The organism is Xanthomonas sp. CFBP 8151 (assembly GCF_011761885.1).
In the GTDB taxonomy this organism is placed as follows: domain Bacteria; phylum Pseudomonadota; class Gammaproteobacteria; order Xanthomonadales; family Xanthomonadaceae; genus Xanthomonas; species Xanthomonas arboricola_B.
This window is the reverse complement of the sequence record NZ_JAASQZ010000006.1, coordinates 22,606-40,691: the sequence shown is the minus strand read 5'-3', so window position 1 is coordinate 40,691 and position 18,086 is coordinate 22,606. Positions and strand designations below refer to the sequence as shown.

Below are 18,086 nucleotides of genomic sequence, written 5' to 3'. Positions count from 1 at the left end.
TCGCCTGCAGCTGTAAGTCCCAGTTCCCGGTGCGCCGGCCAGGGACGACGCATCGCACCAACTGGGACCTATCACACCAGCCGGCGCGCCTCATCCAGCGGGTTGCAGATCCGCCTGCACCGAATACTTGCGCAGCCAGTCGCTGACCTGCGCGTCGTTGCGGTACTGCTGCATCAGCGTTGCAAGCCGTGCCGGTGCCGGCGTGCAGAACTGCGCGATCGCCACCTCGATCTCGTGGCGGCGATCTGCGTCGTACGGCTCCTCGCCCGCGAAGTGTTCGCAGGTGTCGTAGTCCTCCACCAGCATGCGCACCTCCTCCGGCATGCCGCACAGGCCGGGCGGATGTTGCAGCCATTCGTCGTCCACCTTGGCGTCGGTGCAGGCCACCGGCGCGGGTGCGGGCGTGGCTGTCGGCGCCGGGGCCGGAGCCGGTTGCGCCGTGCAGGCGGCCAACAGCCCCAGCGTCACCACAACGACCAGCTTGCGCATCAGTCGGCGCGGCCGGCGAATTCGCCGGTGGTGGTGTTGACCAGCACGCGCTCGCCGTTGGTGATGTACTCGGGCACCATGATTTCCAGGCCGGTGTTGAGCTTGGCCGGCTTGGGCCGCTTGGTGGCGGTGCCGCCCTTGAGCTCGGGCGGGGTTTCGACCACCTCCAGCGTCACCGTCTGCGGCAGTTGCACGGCCACCGGCTGGTCGTCGATCACCTGCACGTAGATGCCGGTCAGCCCGTCGATGATGTAACCGGCATCGGTGCCGATCACATCCGCATCCAGCGTGTAGGGCGTGAAGTCTTCGTCGTCCATGAACACGAACGCCTCGCCGTCCTTGTACGAGAACGTCGACAGACGACGCAGCAGCTCCACTTCCGGCAGGTTGTCGTCCGCGTCGAAGCTGGCGTCCAGCTTGGCGCCGCCGGGCACGCTGTACATGATGAAGCGGAAGCGCACGTTGCCGCCGCGGCCCTGCGGCGAACTGCGCTCGATGTCGCGGATCTGGTAAATGCCGCCGTTGTATTCGACGACGTTGCCTTTCTTGATGTCGTTAGCTTTCATGGGAATCGGGAGTTGGGAATGGGGAATCGAAAAAGCCGGGGCCGGGGTGCTGAGAGTAGGGTTACGATTCCCCACTCCCGATTCCCGATTCCCGGCTACTTGAGCGCCAACCGCACGCCGCCGTCCAGGCGAATCACGTCGCCATTGAGGTAGCGATTGCGCAGGATGAAGGCGACGGTGTCGGCGTATTCGTCGGGTTGGCCCAGGCGCGAGGGGAACGGGATGGCCGCGGCCAGCGATTGCTGCACCGCTTCGGGCATGCCGTCCACCATCGGGGTCCAGAACACGCCCGGTGCGATCGTCATTACGCGGATGCCGAAGCGGGCCAGTTCGCGCGCCATCGGCAAGGTCATGCCGACCACGCCACCCTTGCTTGCTGCATAGGCGGCCTGGCCGATCTGGCCTTCGTAGGCGGCCACCGAGGCGGTGTTGACGATCACGCCGCGCTCGCCGTCGTCGCCGGCGCTGTTGTGCTGCATCACATCGGCCGCCGCCTTGGCCACGTTGAAGCTGCCGACCAGGTTGACCAACACGGTGGTGCGGAAGGTTGCCAGCGGCATCGGCGCTTCCTTGCCGAGCACCCGGCCCGAGCCCAGGATGCCGGCGCAGTTCACCGCCAGGTTGAGCCCGCCCAGTGCCTGCGCGGCCTGCGCCACGTTGGCGGCGACCTGCGCCTCGTCGGTGACATCGGTGGCGAAGTACTGCGCATTGCCCGCACCGAGCAGCGCCAGCGCCGCGTCGGCCTTGTCGGCGTTGACGTCGAACAGGGCGACCTTGCCGCCGTCGGCCACAATGCGCTGCGCCACGGCCAGGCCCAGGCCGGAGACGCCGCCGGTGACGATGGCAAGAACAGAAGAAGGCTGCATGCGGTGGTTCCTTGAAATCCTGGAGGCCGGTGGATGCCGGCAGGCGAACGGGTGACGACGCAGCCGGCGATTCTAGCCGAAGCGTCTGTGCGACCGACCTGGAAGATGCGCGGGCGCGGCGACGGTGGCGTGCGGGACTGGCGCCTCAGCCGGCGGCCTCTAACGCCTTGCCGACCTTGCTGCCGGTCTGGCGACCGAGCAACTGCGCCAGCCAGCGGCCGGTGCGGGCGAGGGCGGGCAGGTCGATGCCGGTCGGCATGCCCAGCCCATGCAGCAGATACACCACATCTTCGCTGGCGACGTTGCCGCTGGCGCCCCTGGCGTAGGGGCAACCGCCGGCACCGGACACCGCCGCATCGACCACGCGCACGCCTTGCTCCAGGCAGGCGGCGATGTTGGCCAGCGCCTGGCCGTAGGTATCGTGGAAGTGCACGGCCAATGCCGGCATCGGGACCGCCTGCGCCACCGCGGCCAGCATCCGGCGTGCCTTGGCCGGGGTGCCGACGCCGATGGTGTCGCCCAGCGAAATCTCGTAGCAGCCCAGTGCGTACAGCCGTTGCGCGACATCGACCACGTCGGCCACCGGCACCTCGCCTTGATACGGGCAGCCCAGCACGGTGGAGACGTAGCCGCGCACGCGCACCCCGTCGAGCGCGGCCTGTTCCATGATCGCCCAAAAGCGCGCGATCGATTCGTCGATGCCGGCGTTGGTGTTGGTTCGATTGAATGCCTCCGACGCCGCCGTGAACACCGCCACCTCCTGCGCACCGGCGGCGCGCGCGCGCGCATAGCCTTGCAGGTTCGGCACCAGCACCGGATAGGCGATGCCCGGCGCCTGGCTGATGCCGGCGAACACCTCGGCCGCGTCGGCCAGTTGCGGCACCCACCGCGGGCTGACGAAGCTGGTCGCCTCGATGCTGCGCAGCCCGGTCGCGGAGAGTCGATCGATCAGCGCGATCTTGTCGGCGGTGGCGATCGGTATCGCTTCGTTCTGCAGGCCATCGCGCGGCCCGACCTCGACAATGCGGACAAAGTCGCTCACGCCGCGCTCTCCGGCACCCAGGCCGGGCTGCGCTTGTCGAGGAAGGCGCCCAAACCTTCCTGGCCTTCCGCGGAAACGCGCAGGCGTGCGATCCATGCGGCATTGGCGGCGTCGATGGCGTCGCGGTCGATCGGCGGCAGCACCGCGCGCACCAGCGCCTTGGCGCTGGCCGCCGCCAATGGCGCGGCCGCCAGCAACAGGCGGACCTGACGCTCCACCGCGATGTCCAGCTGGTCGGTGGCGACCAGCTGATGCAACAGGCCCAGCAACTGTGCGGTGGCCGCGTCGAAGATCTCGGCAGTGGCGAACCAGCGCCGTGCCTGCCGCGCCCCAATCGCTGCGATGACATACGGTGAAATCACTGCCGGCAGCAGGCCGAGCTTGCTTTCGGTCAGTCCGAAGCGCGCCTCGGTGCAGCCGATGGCGATATCGCAGCACGCCACCAGGCCCACGCCGCCGCCGAACGCCGCGCCGTTGACGCGTGCGATGGTCGGCTTGGGCAACTCGTCCAGCGTGCGCATCAGGCGCGCGAGGGCGAGCGCATCGGCCGCGTTCTCGGCCTCGCTGGCGCCGGCCATGCCGCGCATCCAGTTCAGGTCGGCGCCCGCAGAGAACGCAACGCCGGCACCGGTGATCACGACGACGCGGATCTGCGCTGCCCGGCCGGCCTGCTGCAAGGCGTCGGTAAGCGCGCCGATCAAGGTCGCATCGAAGGCGTTATGCACCGCCGGGCGGTGCAGTCGCAACGTGCGGACCGCTCCCTGGTCTTCCACGATCAAGCCGGTGTCCTGCATTGCGTCAACGTCCATGAATGGGATGCGAACCATGATAGCGGCACGGGTCGGCCGAGCCATGACGCGGTGCGTCGATGCTAGAATTGAGAACCATTCCTAACAATCAGGCCGTCTTTGTGACGCTGTCCGACATGCCCTTGCATCGCGCCGCCATCGTGGATTCCGTGGAGGATCGCCTCCCCAACGACACGATCGCCCGGCGCCTGCGCGAACTGGGCTTTGTCGCTGGCGAAGAAGTCACGGTGCTGGCGACCGGTCCGGTCGGGCGCGAACCGCTGCTGGTACAGGTCGGTTACACGCGGTTCGCCCTGCGCCGCAGCGAGGCGGCACGCGTGCAGGTACGCGTCGATGGAGCACAGGCATGAGCGCGGCGAGCGTTCCGTTGCGGCTGGCGCTGGTTGGCAATCCCAACAGCGGCAAGACCGCGCTGTTCAATCAGTTGACCGGCAGCCGGCAGAAGGTCGCCAACTACACCGGCGTCACCGTCGAACGCAAGGAGGGACACTTCCGCGCGCCGTCCGGGCGCGACTTCGCGGTGCTGGATCTGCCCGGCGCCTACAGCCTGCAGCCGGCCAGCCTGGACGAGGCGATCACCCGTGACCTGTGCCGGGGCTTCTATCCCGGCGAACCGGCGCCGGACGTGCTGGTCTGCGTGATGGATGCGACCAACCTGCGCCTGCATCTGCGTTTTGCGCTGGAGCTGCGCGAGCTGGGCCGGCCGATGATCGTGGCCTTGAACATGGTCGACGCCGCGCAGCGGCGCGGCATCGTCATCGACCTGCCGGCGCTGGAACAGGCGCTCGGGGTGCCGGTGGTGGAAACCGTGGCGGTGCGCCGCGGCGGCGCCAAGGCGCTGGTCGAGCGCATCGACGCGCAGGCCGCGAGCCTCGCGGCACCGGGCGCCGCGCCGCCTGCAGATGGCAACTACCATGCGCAGGTGCGGCAGATCCTGAGTGCGGCTGTGACCATGCCGACCCGCACCTCGCGGGTGGACGACGCGCTGGACCGCTGGCTGCTGCACCCGCTCTGGGGCCTGGTCACGCTGGCGGTGGTGATGTTCCTGATCTTCCAGGCGGTGTATGCCTGGGCCAACCCAGTGATGGACCTGATCGATGCCGGCACCGCGATGCTGGGCGAGTGGGCGGGCACTACGCTGCCGGAGGGCCCGCTCAACAGCCTGCTCAAGGACGGCATCATCACTGGCCTGGGCGGGGTGATCAAGTTCCTGCCGCAGATCCTGATCCTGTTCGCCTTCATCCTGGCGCTGGAAGAGTCCGGCTACCTGCCGCGCGCGGCCTTCCTGCTCGACCGCATGATGTCTGCCGCCGGCTTGTCCGGGCGCTCGTTCATCCCGTTGCTGTCGAGCTTTGCCTGTGCGGTGCCCGGCATCATGTCCACCCGCAGCATCCAGGACCCGCGCGACCGGTTCGCCACCATCATGGTCGCGCCATTGATGACGTGTTCGGCGCGCCTGCCGGTGTATGCCTTGCTGATCGGCGCCTTCATCCCGCAGAAGACCGTGTGGGGCGTCTTCAACCAGCAGGGCCTGATCCTGTTCGGCTTGTATGCCGCGGCCATCGTCAGCGCGCTGCTGGTGTCGTGGACAATGAAGAAGTGGCGCCGCGACAAGAGCGAGCACCCGCTGATGCTGGAGCTGCCGTCCTATCGCCTGCCGCATCTGCCCGACCTGGCGCTGGGGCTGTGGGAGCGTGCGCTGATCTTCCTCAAGCGCGTCGGCGGCATCATTCTGGCCCTGACCATCCTGCTGTGGTTCCTGCTGTCGTTTCCCGCGGCGCCAGCTAACGCCACCTTGCCGGCGATCGATTACAGCTTCGCCGGGCGCATCGGCCATGCGATGGCGATCTTCTTCGCGCCGCTGGGCTTCAACTGGCAGATCTGCATCGCGCTGATTCCCGGCCTGGCCGCGCGCGAAGTGGCGGTGGCCTCGCTGGCGACCGTGTACGCGCTGTCGGCTGCCGACGACGATGCCGCGGCGCAGGCCTTGTCGCCGCTGATCAGCGATGGCTGGTCGCTGGCCACCGCGCTGTCGCTGCTGGTCTGGTACATCTACGCGCCGATGTGCATCTCCACGCTGGCCACGATCAAGCGCGAAACCAACTCGTGGAAGCAGATGACGGTCAGCGCGGTGTACCTGTTCGCGCTGGCCTACCTGGCCTCGCTGGTGACCTACCAGCTGGCCGTGCTGCTGGGAGCCGGCTGAGGTGGATCTGTCGCTCACGCTGCAATACCTGGTCATCGCCCTGGCGGTGTTGCTCAGTCTGTGGGTGGTGATGAAGAAACAATTCCCCGGCACGCTGCGGCGTCTGCGCAGCATGCTGGCGCTGGGTCTGCTGCGCGACGGGCGACCTGCGTGGATGCGGGCGCTGGGTCGCCGCGTGGCCCCGCCGGTCGCCCAGGACGCCGCGGCCTGCGGTGGCTGCGACAGTTGCGGGCCGGCGCCGCCACGTCGTCACTGACGCGCGGAAGCGGTGCCTGTCATCGGCACCGGCCGACCTGGCCCGCCGCCCGGCCGACCTGCGCGCGCAGCGCGTGTCGGCAGAAGCAGGCGACATCCTGCGCGGCGCGATGCGCGTATTGCGGTTGTCTTGCCGGCTGGCGTCGACGCGCGTGCATGGCATCACTGCATCGCGTGTTCGGTCGCGTCACTGCGACCCAGGCAAGCGTCGTAACGCGTGGCGATGACCGGTGCAGCAGCAATACCGTCACTGGCCGAGTGGCGTCGTTGACGCTGCAGTGCACAGCGCGTCGGCCACAGGCCTTCGCTATGCTTGCGCGATGACGACCTCCTTCCAGATCTCCCGACGTGCGCAGGCGCTGACCAGTTCGGCGATTCGCGAAATCCTCAAGGTGACCGAGCGGCCGGAGGTCATTTCCTTCGCCGGCGGGCTGCCGTCGCCGGCCACCTTTCCGGTGGAGCGCATGCGTGCGGCCAGCGATCAGGTGCTGCGCGATGCGCCGCAGGCCGCGCTGCAATACGGCCCCACCGAAGGCTATGCGCCGCTGCGCGAATGGGTAGCGGCACGCCTGAGCCGCGACGGCGCCAGTATCCGGCCCAGCCAGGTGTTGATCACCACCGGCTCGCAGCAGGGCCTGGACCTGCTCGGCAAGGTCTTCATCGACGAAGGCAGCAAGGTGCTGGTGGAAACGCCGAGCTACCTGGGCGCGTTGCAGGCGTTCTCGCTGTTCCAGCCGAGCTTCGTCGGCATGCCCTCGGACGAGGACGGGGTGGTGGTGGACGCGCTGGATCCTGCAGTGCTGGCCGATGCGCGCTTTCTGTATTGCCTGCCGAATTTCCAGAATCCCACCGGTCGCCGGCTGCCGCTGGCGCGCCGTCAGGCCCTGGTGGCGCGGGCGGCGGAGGCTGGCGTGCCGATCGTCGAAGACGACCCGTATGGCGAGCTTTACTACAGTGGCCAGCCATTGCCGAGCCTGTTGTCGCTCAACCCGGACGGCGTGATCTACATGGGCTCGTTCTCCAAGGTGCTCGCGCCCGGGTTGCGGCTGGGCTATGTGGTCGCGCCCGAAGCGGTGCTGGGCAAGCTGATCCAGGCCAAGCAGGCGGCCGATCTGCATACGCCATCGTTCACCCAGCGCGTGGTCCACCAGACGCTGCAGGACGATTTCCTGGACACGCACATCCCGCAGATCCGCGCGCTGTATGCGCGTCAATGCAGCCTGATGCTGGAGGCACTGGATCGGCATTTCCCACCCCAGGTGCAATGGAATCGCCCCGAAGGCGGCATGTTCCTGTGGGTGACCCTGCCGCCCGGGCTGGACGGCACCGCGCTGCTGGCGCGTGCGATCGCGCGCAATGTGGCGTTCGTGCCGGGCGCGCCGTTCTACGCCACCCTGCCGCAGGTCAATACCCTGCGGCTGTCGTTCGTCACCGTGCCCGGCGACAGGATCGACGCCGGCATCCAGGTCCTGGGCGAGGTGCTGCGCGAGGCGCTGGCCGAATTGCCCGGGCACGGCGCGTGAGCACGCAGACCGCTGGCGTGCAGGCGCCTGCGCTCGCGATCACCATCGACAGCGTCGCGATCGGTATCGCACGCGACTTCACCCGCCCCGGCAGCCGCAGTGCGATCGACAAGCGAGCGGTGGGCAGTAGGGTGCGCGTCGGTCCCGACGGTCTGCAGGGCGACGAGCAGGGCGACCGGCGTGTGCATGGCGGGCCGGACAAGGCGATCCATCACTATCCCCGTGAGCACTACGCCGCCTGGCAGGCCGAGCTCGGTGCGCATGCGTTGCTGGAGACCGCCGGCGCATTCGGCGAGAACCTGAGCAGCCGCGGCCTCACCGAAGCCGACGTCTGTCTGGGCGATCGTTTTGCATTGGGCACGGCGGCGGTGGAAGTGTCGCAACTGCGTCAGCCATGCTGGAAGCTGTCCGACCGTTTCGGCCTGCGCGACATGGCGCGCCGCGTGCAGGACACCGGCCGCACCGGTTGGTATTACCGCGTGCTGCAGCCCGGCGTCGTTGCGCCCGGCGATACGCTGACACTGCAGCAGCGGCCGCATCCGCGATGGACGCTGTCGCGCCTGCAACGGTTGTTGTATGCGCGCGATGTCGATGTCGCCGCCATCAACGAAGTGTTGCAGCTGCCGCTGGTGCCGTCGTGGCAGGCGCTATTCGCACGCCGCCTGCAACGCCGCGAAATAGAGAGCTGGAGCAAGCGCCTGCACGGCGCAAGCGACTGAGAGCCGCCAACACCCTCGCGCGCGATCAAAGGCCGCAGTCGCGCCAGGTGCAGCGTGTGCCATGCGTCCTCTTCAATGTCCTTACCAACGTGCAGCGGCGCAACCCTCACCAACCCATGGCCGCTCGCTACGTTGTGTGCCAACCACCACGCGCACCCCACGGACGCCACCAAGCCAAAGCGCCATAGCACGTAAAACGCGCACATCCGCATCTGCTCTTACGATTCCCTAATCCCCCATCCCGATTCCCGGCTCCAACGATTCCCTAATCCCGATTCCCCAATCCCAGCTTTTACAATTCCCGATTCCCGATTCCCGATTCCCAGCTATCTTGTACAACCCACCCCGCCTAGCTAGCCTGCCGCCATGACAACGTCTCCTGTGAAAGTTCTGATCCACGGCGCCTCCGGGCGGATGGGCAAGGCATTGCTGCGCCTGGCTGCCGAAGACGAGGCGCTGCACGTCGTCGGTGCGGTGGTGGGGCGTTCGCCTTCGCAGCGCGTGGTGGACGGCGTGCCGTACTTCGCCGCCAGCGAACTCGGCGGTGCGCCGGCCTTCGATGTGGCGATCGACTTCAGCCTGCCGCAGGGTTTCGCACCGATCCTGACCTTGTGCGCGCAGCGCGGCAAACCGCTGGTGTCCGGCACCACCGGCCTGGATGAAGCGCAGCGCGCCGCGTTGCTGGAGGCCGCGCAACAGATCCCATTGGTGTGGGCGTCCAACTTCAGCCTGGGCGTTGCGGTGCTGACCGAACTGGTGGAGCGTGCCGCCGGCAGCCTGCCGGGCTGGGATTGCGACATCGTCGAAGCGCATCACGTGCACAAGCAGGACGCACCGTCCGGGACCGCACTGACGCTGGGGGAGGCGGCCACCGGCAGCGGCGCGCAGCCGCGCTTTGCCAGCCTGCGCGCCGGCGACATCGTCGGCGAGCACACGGTGCAGTTCACCGGGCTGGGCGAGCGGATGGAGCTGGTGCACCGCGCCACCAACCGCGACATCTTCGCGCGCGGCGCCCTGCATGCGGCCAAGCGGCTGCTCGGCAAGCCGGCCGGCAGCTATCGCGTGCGCGATCTGGTGCTGTAACCGGGCGCGTTGCCGCATGTGAATGGCGAATGATCGCCGTGGCGCATTCATCCCGCCATCGCGATGGCGCCACGATAACCGGTGTTCTCCAGGCTGGCATGCCGGGGCACTTGCCTTTACAATTCTCGCTTGCCCGAACCAGCGTCGGACCGGTCCTCAGCACCGCGTCCGCGCTTTGCTGCAACCGGAATTTGGCCGGAAGCGCATCGGAGTCCCAGGCAGCCAGAGCGAGACCCCCACGTGACCCAACCCGCAATCCTTGTCCTCGAAGACGGCACCGTGTTCGAGGGCGAATCCGTAGGCGCCAACGGGCTTTCCGTCGGCGAAGTGGTGTTCAACACCGCCATGACCGGTTACCAGGAAGTCCTGACCGATCCCTCCTACGCCCGCCAGATGGTCACGCTGACCTATCCGCATATCGGCAACACCGGCTTTACCGATCAGGATGACGAGGCCAGCAAGATCTGGGCCGCCGGCCTGATCGTGCGCGACGTGCCGCGTCGCCCCAGCAGCTGGCGCAGCGAAGTCGCACTGCCGGAGTGGCTGCAGGCCCGCGGTGTGGTGGCCATTTCCGGCATCGACACCCGCAAGCTGACACGCCTGTTGCGGCAGAAGGGCGCCCAGAACGGCGCACTGATGGCCGGCGAGATCGATGTCGCCAAGGCGCTGGAAGCCGCGCGCAGCTTTCCCGGCCTGAAGGGCATGGACCTGGCCAAGGTGGTTTCCACCCAGACCAGCTACCGCTGGCAGGAAGGCTCGCTGGATCTGGATTCCGACACGTTCGTGCGCGCCGAGCTGAAGCACAAGGTTGTTGCTTACGATTACGGCGTCAAGCTCAACATCCTGCGCATGCTGGCCGACCGTGGGTGCGACGTCACTGTGGTGCCGGCGCGCACGCCGGTGGCCGAGGTGCTGGCGATGCAGCCCGATGGCGTGTTCCTGTCCAACGGCCCGGGCGACCCGGAGCCCTGCGACTACGCCATCAGCGCGATCCAGGAACTGATCGCCAGGCAGGTGCCCACCTTCGGTATCTGCCTGGGCCATCAGCTGCTGGCGCTGGCCGCCGGCGCCCGTACGGTCAAGATGACCACCGGCCATCACGGCGCCAACCATCCGGTGCAGGATCTGGACGGCGGGCGGGTGACGATCACCTCGCAGAACCATGGCTTTGCGGTCGACGAAAGCACGCTGCCGGCCAATGTGCGGGTGACCCATCGGTCGCTGTTCGATGGCACCAATCAGGGCATCGCGCTGACCGACGCCCCTGCGTTCTCGTTCCAGGGCCACCCGGAAGCCTCGCCGGGCCCGCGCGATGTGGGACCGTTGTTCGATCGGTTCGTGGAGTTGATGGCCAAGGATGCCAAGCGCGCATGAGCGCTCGTTTGATGGGCGTGCTGATCGTGCTGATGGGCGTCGCCCTGACGTATTGGGGCGTGTGGATGCCGCTGGAGCAGGCACGCGCCGGTGCCGAGTCGATCACGCTGCACGGCGGCATGAAGCTGGCCTTGCTGGTGCCGATGTGCTTGGTTTTCGGCGTCGGCTATGTGGCGGGAGGGGAATCCTTTCACCATCGCATGCAGAACAGCGACCCGGACAAGGTGCGTCGCTGGGGCAAGACCTCCGCGATCGGCTGGCTGCTGATCCTGGGCAGCTTTGCCGCGTCCTTCGGGCTGTATCAATGGCTTCAGCACACCCTGCGCGCCCTGGGCTATGGATCTGCCGGGTGAACCCGGCGCTCGGCTCTGCCGAGTCGATGCACTATCACGCCGCGCCGCGCCGCGATGCGATCGCCGCGGCCACTCTTCCGCACCTGCGGCTCGCCGCATGTTCCTAATCGAGTAAAGAAATGCCAAAGCGCACCGACCTAAAAACCATCCTGATCATCGGCGCCGGCCCGATCGTCATCGGCCAGGCCTGCGAGTTCGACTACTCCGGCGCGCAGGCGTGCAAGGCGCTGCGCGACGAGGGCTATCGCGTGGTGCTGGTCAACAGCAATCCGGCCACGATCATGACCGACCCGGATATGGCCGATGCGGTGTACATCGAGCCGATCAACTGGCAGACGGTCGAGAAGATCATCGCCAAGGAACAGCCCGACGCCCTGCTGCCGACCATGGGCGGGCAGACCGCGCTGAACTGCGCGCTGGATCTGGCCGACCACGGCGTGCTGGAGAAGTACAACGTCGAGCTGATCGGCGCCAAGCGCGAAGCCATCCGCATGGCCGAAGACCGCGAGCTGTTCCGCGTGGCGATGGGCGAGATCGGCCTGGATTGCCCCCGCGCCGAAGTGGCGCACACGCTGGAAGAGGCGCTGGATATCCAGACCCGGGTCGGCTACCCGACCATCATCCGTCCCAGCTTCACCCTGGGCGGCAGCGGCGGCGGCATCGCCTACAACCGCGAAGAGCTGATCGAGATCGTCGGCCGTGGCCTGGAACTGTCGCCGACCACCGAAGTGCTGGTGGAAGAATCGGTGCTGGGCTGGAAGGAATTCGAGATGGAGGTGGTCCGCGACACCGCGGACAACTGCATCATCGTCTGCGCGATCGAAAACCTCGACCCGATGGGCGTGCATACCGGCGACTCGATCACCGTGGCGCCGGCGCAGACGCTGACCGACAAGGAATACCAGCGCCTGCGCGATGCCTCGATCGCGGTGCTGCGCAAGATCGGTGTGGATACCGGCGGCTCCAACGTGCAGTTCGGCATCAGCCCGACCACCGGCCGCGTTGTGGTGATCGAGATGAACCCGCGCGTGTCGCGCTCCTCGGCGCTGGCGTCCAAGGCCACCGGCTTCCCGATCGCCAAGGTCGCCGCCAAGCTGGCGGTGGGCTACACGCTGGACGAATTGAAGAACGAGATCACCGGTGGCCTGACCCCGGCCTCGTTCGAGCCGTCGATCGACTACGTGGTCACCAAGATTCCGCGCTTTGCGTTCGAAAAGTTCCCGCAGGCCGATGCGCGCCTAACCACCCAGATGAAGTCGGTGGGCGAGGTGATGGCGATGGGCCGCACCTTCCAGGAGTCGCTGCAGAAGGCGTTGCGTGGGCTGGAAACCGGCAAGATCGGGCTGGACCCGACCGGCCTGGATCTGAGCAGCGAAGACGACATCGCCGCGCTCAAGCGCGAGCTCAAGGCGCCGGGTCCGGAGCGTCTGTTCTATGTCGCCGACGCCTTCCGCGCCGGCATGAGCGTGGCCGATGTCTATGCGCTGTCGTTCATCGACCCGTGGTTCCTGGATCAGATCGAAGAACTGATCAGCCACGAGCAGCAACTGGCCGACGACGGCATGCCGGCACTGGATGCGGCGCGTCTGCGCACGCTCAAGCGCGCCGGTTTCTCCGATGCGCGCCTGGCCGAGCTGACCGGCACCAACGAAGAATCGGTGCGCACGCTGCGTCGCGCGTTGAAGGTGCGCCCGGTCTACAAGCGCGTGGATTCCTGCGCCGCCGAGTTCGCCACCAGCACCGCGTATCTGTATTCGACCTACGAGGACGAGTGCGAGGCGCTGCCGACCGACCGCGACAAGATCATGATCCTGGGCGGTGGCCCCAACCGCATCGGCCAGGGCATCGAGTTCGACTACTGCTGCGTGCATGCGGCGCTGGCGCTGCGCGACGACGGCTACGAGACCATCATGGTCAACTGCAACCCGGAGACCGTGTCCACCGATTACGACACCTCCGACCGCCTGTACTTCGAGCCGCTGACGCTGGAAGACGTGCTGGAAATCGTCGAGCTGGAAAAACCCAAGGGCGTGATCGTGCAGTACGGCGGCCAGACCCCGCTGAAGCTGGCGCGCGCGCTGGAAGCCAATGGCGTGCCGGTGATCGGCACCTCGCCCGATTCGATCGATCTGGCCGAAGACCGCGAGCGCTTCCAGCAACTGGTCGACAAGCTGGGCCTGAAGCAGCCGCCAAACCGCATTGCCCGCAATGCCGAGGAAGCCCTGGTGCTGGCGCGCGAAGTCGGCTACCCGCTGGTGGTGCGCCCGAGCTACGTGCTCGGCGGCCGCGCGATGGAGATCGTCTACGGCGAATCCGATCTGGCGCGCTATGTGCGCGATGCGGTCAAGGTGTCCAACGATTCGCCGGTGCTGCTGGACCGCTTCCTCGACAATGCGGTGGAAGTGGACGTGGACATCATTGCCGACAAGGACGGCAACGTGCTGATCGGCGGGTTGATGGAACACATCGAAGAGGCCGGCGTGCATTCGGGCGATTCGTCCTGCTCGTTGCCGCCATATTCGCTCTCGCCCAAGACCCAGGCCGAGCTGCGCCGTCAGGTGGTGATGCTGGCCGAAGGCCTGAACGTGGTCGGCCTGATGAATACCCAGTTCGCAGTGCAGGTGAACGAGGCCGGCGACGACGTGGTATTCCTGCTGGAAGTAAACCCGCGTGCCTCGCGCACCGTGCCGTTCGTGTCCAAGGCGATCGGCATGCCGCTGGCCAAGATCGCCGCACGCTGCATGGCCGGCAAGACGCTGGCCGAGCAGGGCGCCACCAAGGAGATCGTGCCGGGCTATTACTCGGTGAAGGAGGCAATCTTCCCGTTCGCCAAGTTCCAGGGCGTGGATCCGATCCTAGGGCCGGAGATGCGCTCCACCGGTGAGGTGATGGGTGTGGGCCGCAGCTTCAGCGCCGCGTTTGCGCGCGCGCAGGAGGCCGGCGGCATCAAGGCACCGCCGGTGGGCAAGGCGTTCGTGTCGGTGCGCGATCCGGACAAGCAGCGCGTGTTGCCGGTGGCGCAGGCGCTGGTGGAGCGTGGCTATACGCTGGTCGCCACGCGCGGCACCGGTGCCTGGCTGCAGCAGAACGGGCTGAGCTGCGAGATCGTCAACAAGGTCGCCGAAGGCCGCCCGCATATCGTCGATTCGATCAAGAACGGCGAGATCGTGTATATCGTCAACACCACCGAAGGTCGCGCCGCCATCTCCGACTCGTTCTCGATCCGGCGTGAAGCGTTGCAGCATCGCGTGACCTATTCGACCACCGTTGCCGGCGCCAAGGCGCTGGTGCATTCGCTGGAATTCCGCGGCACCGGCCCTGTCTGGTCGCTGCAGGAACTGCACAAGGAGTTGGAAGCATGAGAGCACCCATGACGGCAAAGGGCGCGCAGCGCCTGCGCGAAGAGCTGGACCAGCTGAAGTCGGTCAAGCGTCCGGCGGTGATCAACGCGATCGCCGAAGCGCGTGCGCACGGCGATCTGAAGGAAAACGCCGAGTACCACGCCGCACGCGAGCAGCAAAGCTTCATCGAAGGCCGCATCAAGCAGCTGGAAGGCGAGCTCTCGCATGCCGAGATCATCGACATCACCAAGCTGTCGGCCGGCAACAAGATCGTGTTCGGCGCCACGGTGACGCTGGCCGACACCGAAACCGACGAAGAGAAGCGCTACCAGATCGTTGGCGATCTGGAAGCGGACATCAAGCTGGGCATGATCGCGATCTCCTCGCCGCTGGCACGTGCGTTGATCGGCAAGCTGGAAGGCGACTCGGTCACCATCGATGCGCCGGCCGGCCAGCGCGAGTACGAAGTGGTCAGCGTTGCCTATCTGGACTGATTGGCCGGGATTGAACGACGCCACCGCCCGATGACCACCGCCACGCTGCTGCTGCCGAAAAAACGCCGCCTGCCCGGTGAACTGGGCGACACGCCGGTGGCGCGCGCGCTGGCGCGTGCCGATCAGCAAAGCGCCGAGTCCGGCGAAGTGGCGCAGCTGCAGCGCCACTTCACGCTGACGCCAGCGCACTGGCCGGTGGCCGCGTTGACCCGCCAACTCGATGTCGGCGATGCGGCCGGTGCGACCTGGGTGCGTGCCGATCCGGCCTACGTGGTGCCGGATATGCAGGGCGCGCGCTTGATGGGCTACGGCGAGGCGCTCGGCCCCACTGCCGAGGATCTGGCAGTGTTGCTGCCCCTCCTCAAGCCGATGTTCGGCGATGCCGGCTTCCTGCTGGATGCGCCCACGCCTGCGCGCTGGTATCTGCGGCTGTCGCCGGATGCCACGTTGCCGGAATTCGCGCCACCGGATCTGGCGATCGGCGACGACCTGTTCGAACATCTGCCGGCCGGCGAGATCGGCCGGCGCTGGCGTGCCTTGCTGACCGAGGCGCAGGTGCTGCTGCATCAGCATCCCTGGAACGAGGGCCGCGTGGCCAGCGGCAAACCGGCGATCAATTCGCTGTGGTTCTGGGGCGGCGGCGCGCTGCCGCATGCGGTGAGCTCGCCGCACCGTCAGGTGCGCAGCCGCGAGTCGCTGCTGCGTGCGCTGGCGCTGGCCGCCGGTGCCGATGCGCAGGGCGAACAACGCGTGGATGCATTGGTGGACCTGCGCCATCTGCGCTCGCTGCAGCAGGTCAGCGACGACGCGGTGACGCCGTTGCTGGCGGCAATGGCGCGTGGCGAACTGGATCGGCTGGTGCTGGATTTCCAGGATGGCGAAACCGTGTCGCTGACGCATGCGCAACGCTGGCGTTTCTGGCGCAAGCCGCGCGTACAGCTGGCGCAATGACCTCAACCCCGCGGATCGTCCGGCGCCCGCCCGGGCAGGCCGGCAGTTGGCCCGATGCCATGTTGCCGCTGCTGCGCCGCATCTATGCCGCGCGCGGCGTCACCGATACGCAAGGCGCGCACCCGCGCCTGGGTCAATTGCTGTCGCCGCAGTTGCTGCACAACAGCGACGTTGCGGCCGAGTTGCTGGCCGATGCGATCGCACAGCAACGGCGCATCCTGGTGGTCGGCGATTTCGACTGCGATGGCGCCACCGCCTGTGCGGTCGGCGTGCGTGGCCTGCGCATGCTCGGCGCGCTGGATGTGCATCACGCCGTGCCCAATCGCATGGTGCATGGCTACGGCCTGTCGCCGGCACTGGTGGAGGAGCTGGCTGCATTGCAGCCGGATCTGCTGGTCACGGTCGATCACGGCATTGCCTGCCACGCCGGCGTGGCCGCCGCCAAGGCGCGCGGCTGGACGGTGCTGGTCACCGACCACCACTTGCCTGGCGAGGTATTGCCGCCGGCCGATGCGATCGTCGATCCGAATCTGGCCAACGATCGCTTCCCGAGCAAATCCCTGGCTGGGGTCGGGGTGATCTTCTACGTGCTGATGGCCTTGCGCGGCGTGCTGCGTGCGCGCGGCGCCTTCGCCGAACGGGCCGAACCGGATCTGTCGGTATTGCTGGACCTGGTGGCCGTCGGCACCGTCGCCGATCTGGTGCCGCTGGACACCAACAACCGTGCGCTGGTGTCGGCCGGCCTGCGCCGCCTGCGCGAGGGCAAGGGTTGCATCGGCCTGCGCGCCTTGATCGACGCCAGCGGCCGCGACGTTGCGCGTCTGAGCGCCAGCGACATCGGATTTGCGTTGGGTCCGCGTCTCAACGCAGCCGGCCGGCTGGAAGACATGGCGCTGGGCATCGAGCTGCTGCTCAGCGAGGACTGGAACCGTGCGCGCGAGATCGCCGGCACCCTGGAACAGATCAACGCCGAGCGCCGCGCGGTGCAGCAGTTGATGACCGACGATGCCGAGCAGGCCGTCGCCAAGGTGGTGCTGGATGCCGATGGTGAGTTGCCGATCGCCGCGTGCCTGTTCGATGCCGACTGGCACCCCGGCGTGATCGGTCTGGTCGCCTCCAAGCTCAAGGACCGCCTGCATCGCCCGGTGATTGCATTGGCGCCGGCCGAGCCGGGCAGCAGTCAGCTGCGCGGTTCGGCGCGCTCGATCCCCGGCCTGCACATCCGCGACGTGCTGGCGGCTGTCGATGCGCGCCACCCGGGCCTGATCCAGAAGTTCGGCGGGCATGCGATGGCGGCCGGGCTGAGTCTGGAGCATGCCGCGCTGGCGAGCTTCCAGCAGGCATTCCAGCGCCAGGTGCAGGCAATGGTCGACGCCTCGCTGCTGCATGCCGAATTGCATAGCGACGGCGAACTGGCCGCGCACGAACTCGATCACCTGCATGCCGAGGCGCTGCGCGTGGCGGGGCCGTGGGGGCAGGGCTTTCCCGAGCCGTTGTTCGATGGTCGGTTCGAAGTGCTGCAATGGCGCCTGCTCAAGGAACGCCATCTCAAGCTCACCCTGCGCTGTGCCGGCCGCGCCGAACCGCTCAACGCTATCCACTTCAACGGCTGGTGCGGCAGCGAGCCGGCACGCTTGTTGCGGCTGGCGTACCGCCTGGTCAGCGACGACTATCGCGGCGGCACGGCGGTGCAGTTGATCGTCGAACACAGCGAGCCGGTAACAGCCACTGGCTGAGCGTGCGGCTGTCAATGGCTGGCTTCGGTAGGGGCGACAGCGCGTCCGGGGATCGGCTGCTCGGCTCTGTCAGACATCCTGTCTGACTCGCCGCCGCGGCACATCCCTGTGCCGCTCTCCGCCAATCCCCGGCCTGTCGTTTCCACGACCTGGTCAGTGCAGGCCAATCCACCATCTTGTTTTCAAGATTCGCGATGACGACTCTGTAGGTGTTCGGACGCGCCCTGATCCAAGAAATACGCGTCATGCTCGGCTTGCAACCACGCACACCGACCATCT

General features: G+C 67.3%; 17 protein-coding genes. 12 read left to right on the top strand and 5 right to left on the bottom strand.

The window, feature by feature from the left end; genetic code table 11:
* Window positions 1-90 precede the first annotated feature (90 nt).
* The 5 genes from FHT08_RS19570 to FHT08_RS19550 all read right to left on the bottom strand — a co-directional run bounded on the left by FHT08_RS19570 (window position 91) and on the right by FHT08_RS19550 (window position 3,757).
* Window positions 91-489, bottom strand: coding sequence for a hypothetical protein (locus FHT08_RS19570; protein WP_104606411.1), 399 nt, complete (start codon window positions 487-489; stop codon window positions 91-93).
* On the bottom strand, window positions 489-1,055 hold the full coding sequence (gene yeiP, locus FHT08_RS19565) for an elongation factor P-like protein YeiP (protein WP_016904354.1): 567 nt from the start codon (window positions 1,053-1,055) through the stop codon (window positions 489-491). The genes FHT08_RS19570 and yeiP overlap by 1 nt, the downstream gene beginning before the upstream one ends.
* Before the next feature lie 95 nt (window positions 1,056-1,150).
* Complete coding sequence (locus FHT08_RS19560; protein WP_166776500.1) at window positions 1,151-1,921, bottom strand: SDR family oxidoreductase; 771 nt, start codon at window positions 1,919-1,921, stop codon at window positions 1,151-1,153.
* Between the two features lie 145 nt (window positions 1,922-2,066).
* Complete coding sequence (locus FHT08_RS19555) at window positions 2,067-2,963, bottom strand: hydroxymethylglutaryl-CoA lyase (RefSeq protein ID WP_166776498.1); 897 nt, start codon at window positions 2,961-2,963, stop codon at window positions 2,067-2,069.
* On the bottom strand, window positions 2,960-3,757 hold the full coding sequence (locus FHT08_RS19550) for an enoyl-CoA hydratase-related protein (protein WP_166776542.1): 798 nt from the start codon (window positions 3,755-3,757) through the stop codon (window positions 2,960-2,962). The genes FHT08_RS19555 and FHT08_RS19550 overlap by 4 nt, the downstream gene beginning before the upstream one ends.
* 116 nt (window positions 3,758-3,873) lie before the next feature.
* Between FHT08_RS19550 and FHT08_RS19545 the strand changes: the two genes are divergently transcribed.
* From FHT08_RS19545 to recJ, 12 genes are all read left to right on the top strand, one after another.
* Entirely contained in the window at window positions 3,874-4,122 is a 249-nt protein-coding gene (locus FHT08_RS19545) for a FeoA family protein (protein ID WP_016904358.1), read from the top strand.
* Window positions 4,119-5,978 (top strand): ferrous iron transporter B, encoded by a 1,860-nt coding sequence (locus FHT08_RS19540; RefSeq protein WP_166776496.1) that lies wholly within the window; start codon window positions 4,119-4,121, stop codon window positions 5,976-5,978. The genes FHT08_RS19545 and FHT08_RS19540 overlap by 4 nt, the downstream gene beginning before the upstream one ends.
* A 1-nt stretch (window position 5,979) precedes the next feature.
* Window positions 5,980-6,234 (top strand): DUF6587 family protein, encoded by a 255-nt coding sequence (locus tag FHT08_RS19535; RefSeq protein WP_166776494.1) that lies wholly within the window; start codon window positions 5,980-5,982, stop codon window positions 6,232-6,234.
* Window positions 6,235-6,553: 319 nt separating this feature from the next.
* Window positions 6,554-7,756, top strand: coding sequence for a PLP-dependent aminotransferase family protein (locus tag FHT08_RS19530; protein ID WP_166776492.1), 1,203 nt, complete (start codon window positions 6,554-6,556; stop codon window positions 7,754-7,756).
* Window positions 7,753-8,475: an MOSC domain-containing protein gene (locus FHT08_RS19525; protein WP_166776490.1), complete on the top strand. Its 723-nt coding sequence runs from the start codon at window positions 7,753-7,755 to the stop codon at window positions 8,473-8,475. The genes FHT08_RS19530 and FHT08_RS19525 overlap by 4 nt, the downstream gene beginning before the upstream one ends.
* A 366-nt stretch (window positions 8,476-8,841) precedes the next feature.
* Window positions 8,842-9,558 (top strand): 4-hydroxy-tetrahydrodipicolinate reductase, encoded by a 717-nt coding sequence (dapB, locus tag FHT08_RS19520; RefSeq protein ID WP_166776488.1) that lies wholly within the window; start codon window positions 8,842-8,844, stop codon window positions 9,556-9,558.
* Window positions 9,559-9,798: 240 nt separating this feature from the next.
* Window positions 9,799-10,932 (top strand): glutamine-hydrolyzing carbamoyl-phosphate synthase small subunit, encoded by a 1,134-nt coding sequence (gene carA / locus FHT08_RS19515; protein ID WP_166776486.1) that lies wholly within the window; start codon window positions 9,799-9,801, stop codon window positions 10,930-10,932.
* Entirely contained in the window at window positions 10,929-11,285 is a 357-nt protein-coding gene (locus tag FHT08_RS19510) for a type II secretion system protein M (protein WP_166776484.1), read from the top strand. The genes carA and FHT08_RS19510 overlap by 4 nt, the downstream gene beginning before the upstream one ends.
* Window positions 11,286-11,404: 119 nt before the next feature.
* The gene (carB, locus tag FHT08_RS19505) at window positions 11,405-14,647 is read left to right on the top strand and encodes a carbamoyl-phosphate synthase large subunit (protein ID WP_166776482.1); all 3,243 of its coding nucleotides are present in this window, start codon (window positions 11,405-11,407) and stop codon (window positions 14,645-14,647) included.
* An 8-nt stretch (window positions 14,648-14,655) separates the two neighbouring features.
* The gene (greA, locus tag FHT08_RS19500; RefSeq protein WP_016903166.1) at window positions 14,656-15,120 is read left to right on the top strand and encodes a transcription elongation factor GreA; all 465 of its coding nucleotides are present in this window, start codon (window positions 14,656-14,658) and stop codon (window positions 15,118-15,120) included.
* Window positions 15,121-15,150: 30 nt separating this feature from the next.
* Window positions 15,151-16,071: a phosphoglycerate mutase gene (locus FHT08_RS19495; protein WP_166776480.1), complete on the top strand. Its 921-nt coding sequence runs from the start codon at window positions 15,151-15,153 to the stop codon at window positions 16,069-16,071.
* Window positions 16,068-17,807 (top strand): single-stranded-DNA-specific exonuclease RecJ, encoded by a 1,740-nt coding sequence (gene recJ, locus FHT08_RS19490; protein WP_166776479.1) that lies wholly within the window; start codon window positions 16,068-16,070, stop codon window positions 17,805-17,807. The genes FHT08_RS19495 and recJ overlap by 4 nt, the downstream gene beginning before the upstream one ends.
* Window positions 17,808-18,086: the final 279 nt, after the last annotated feature.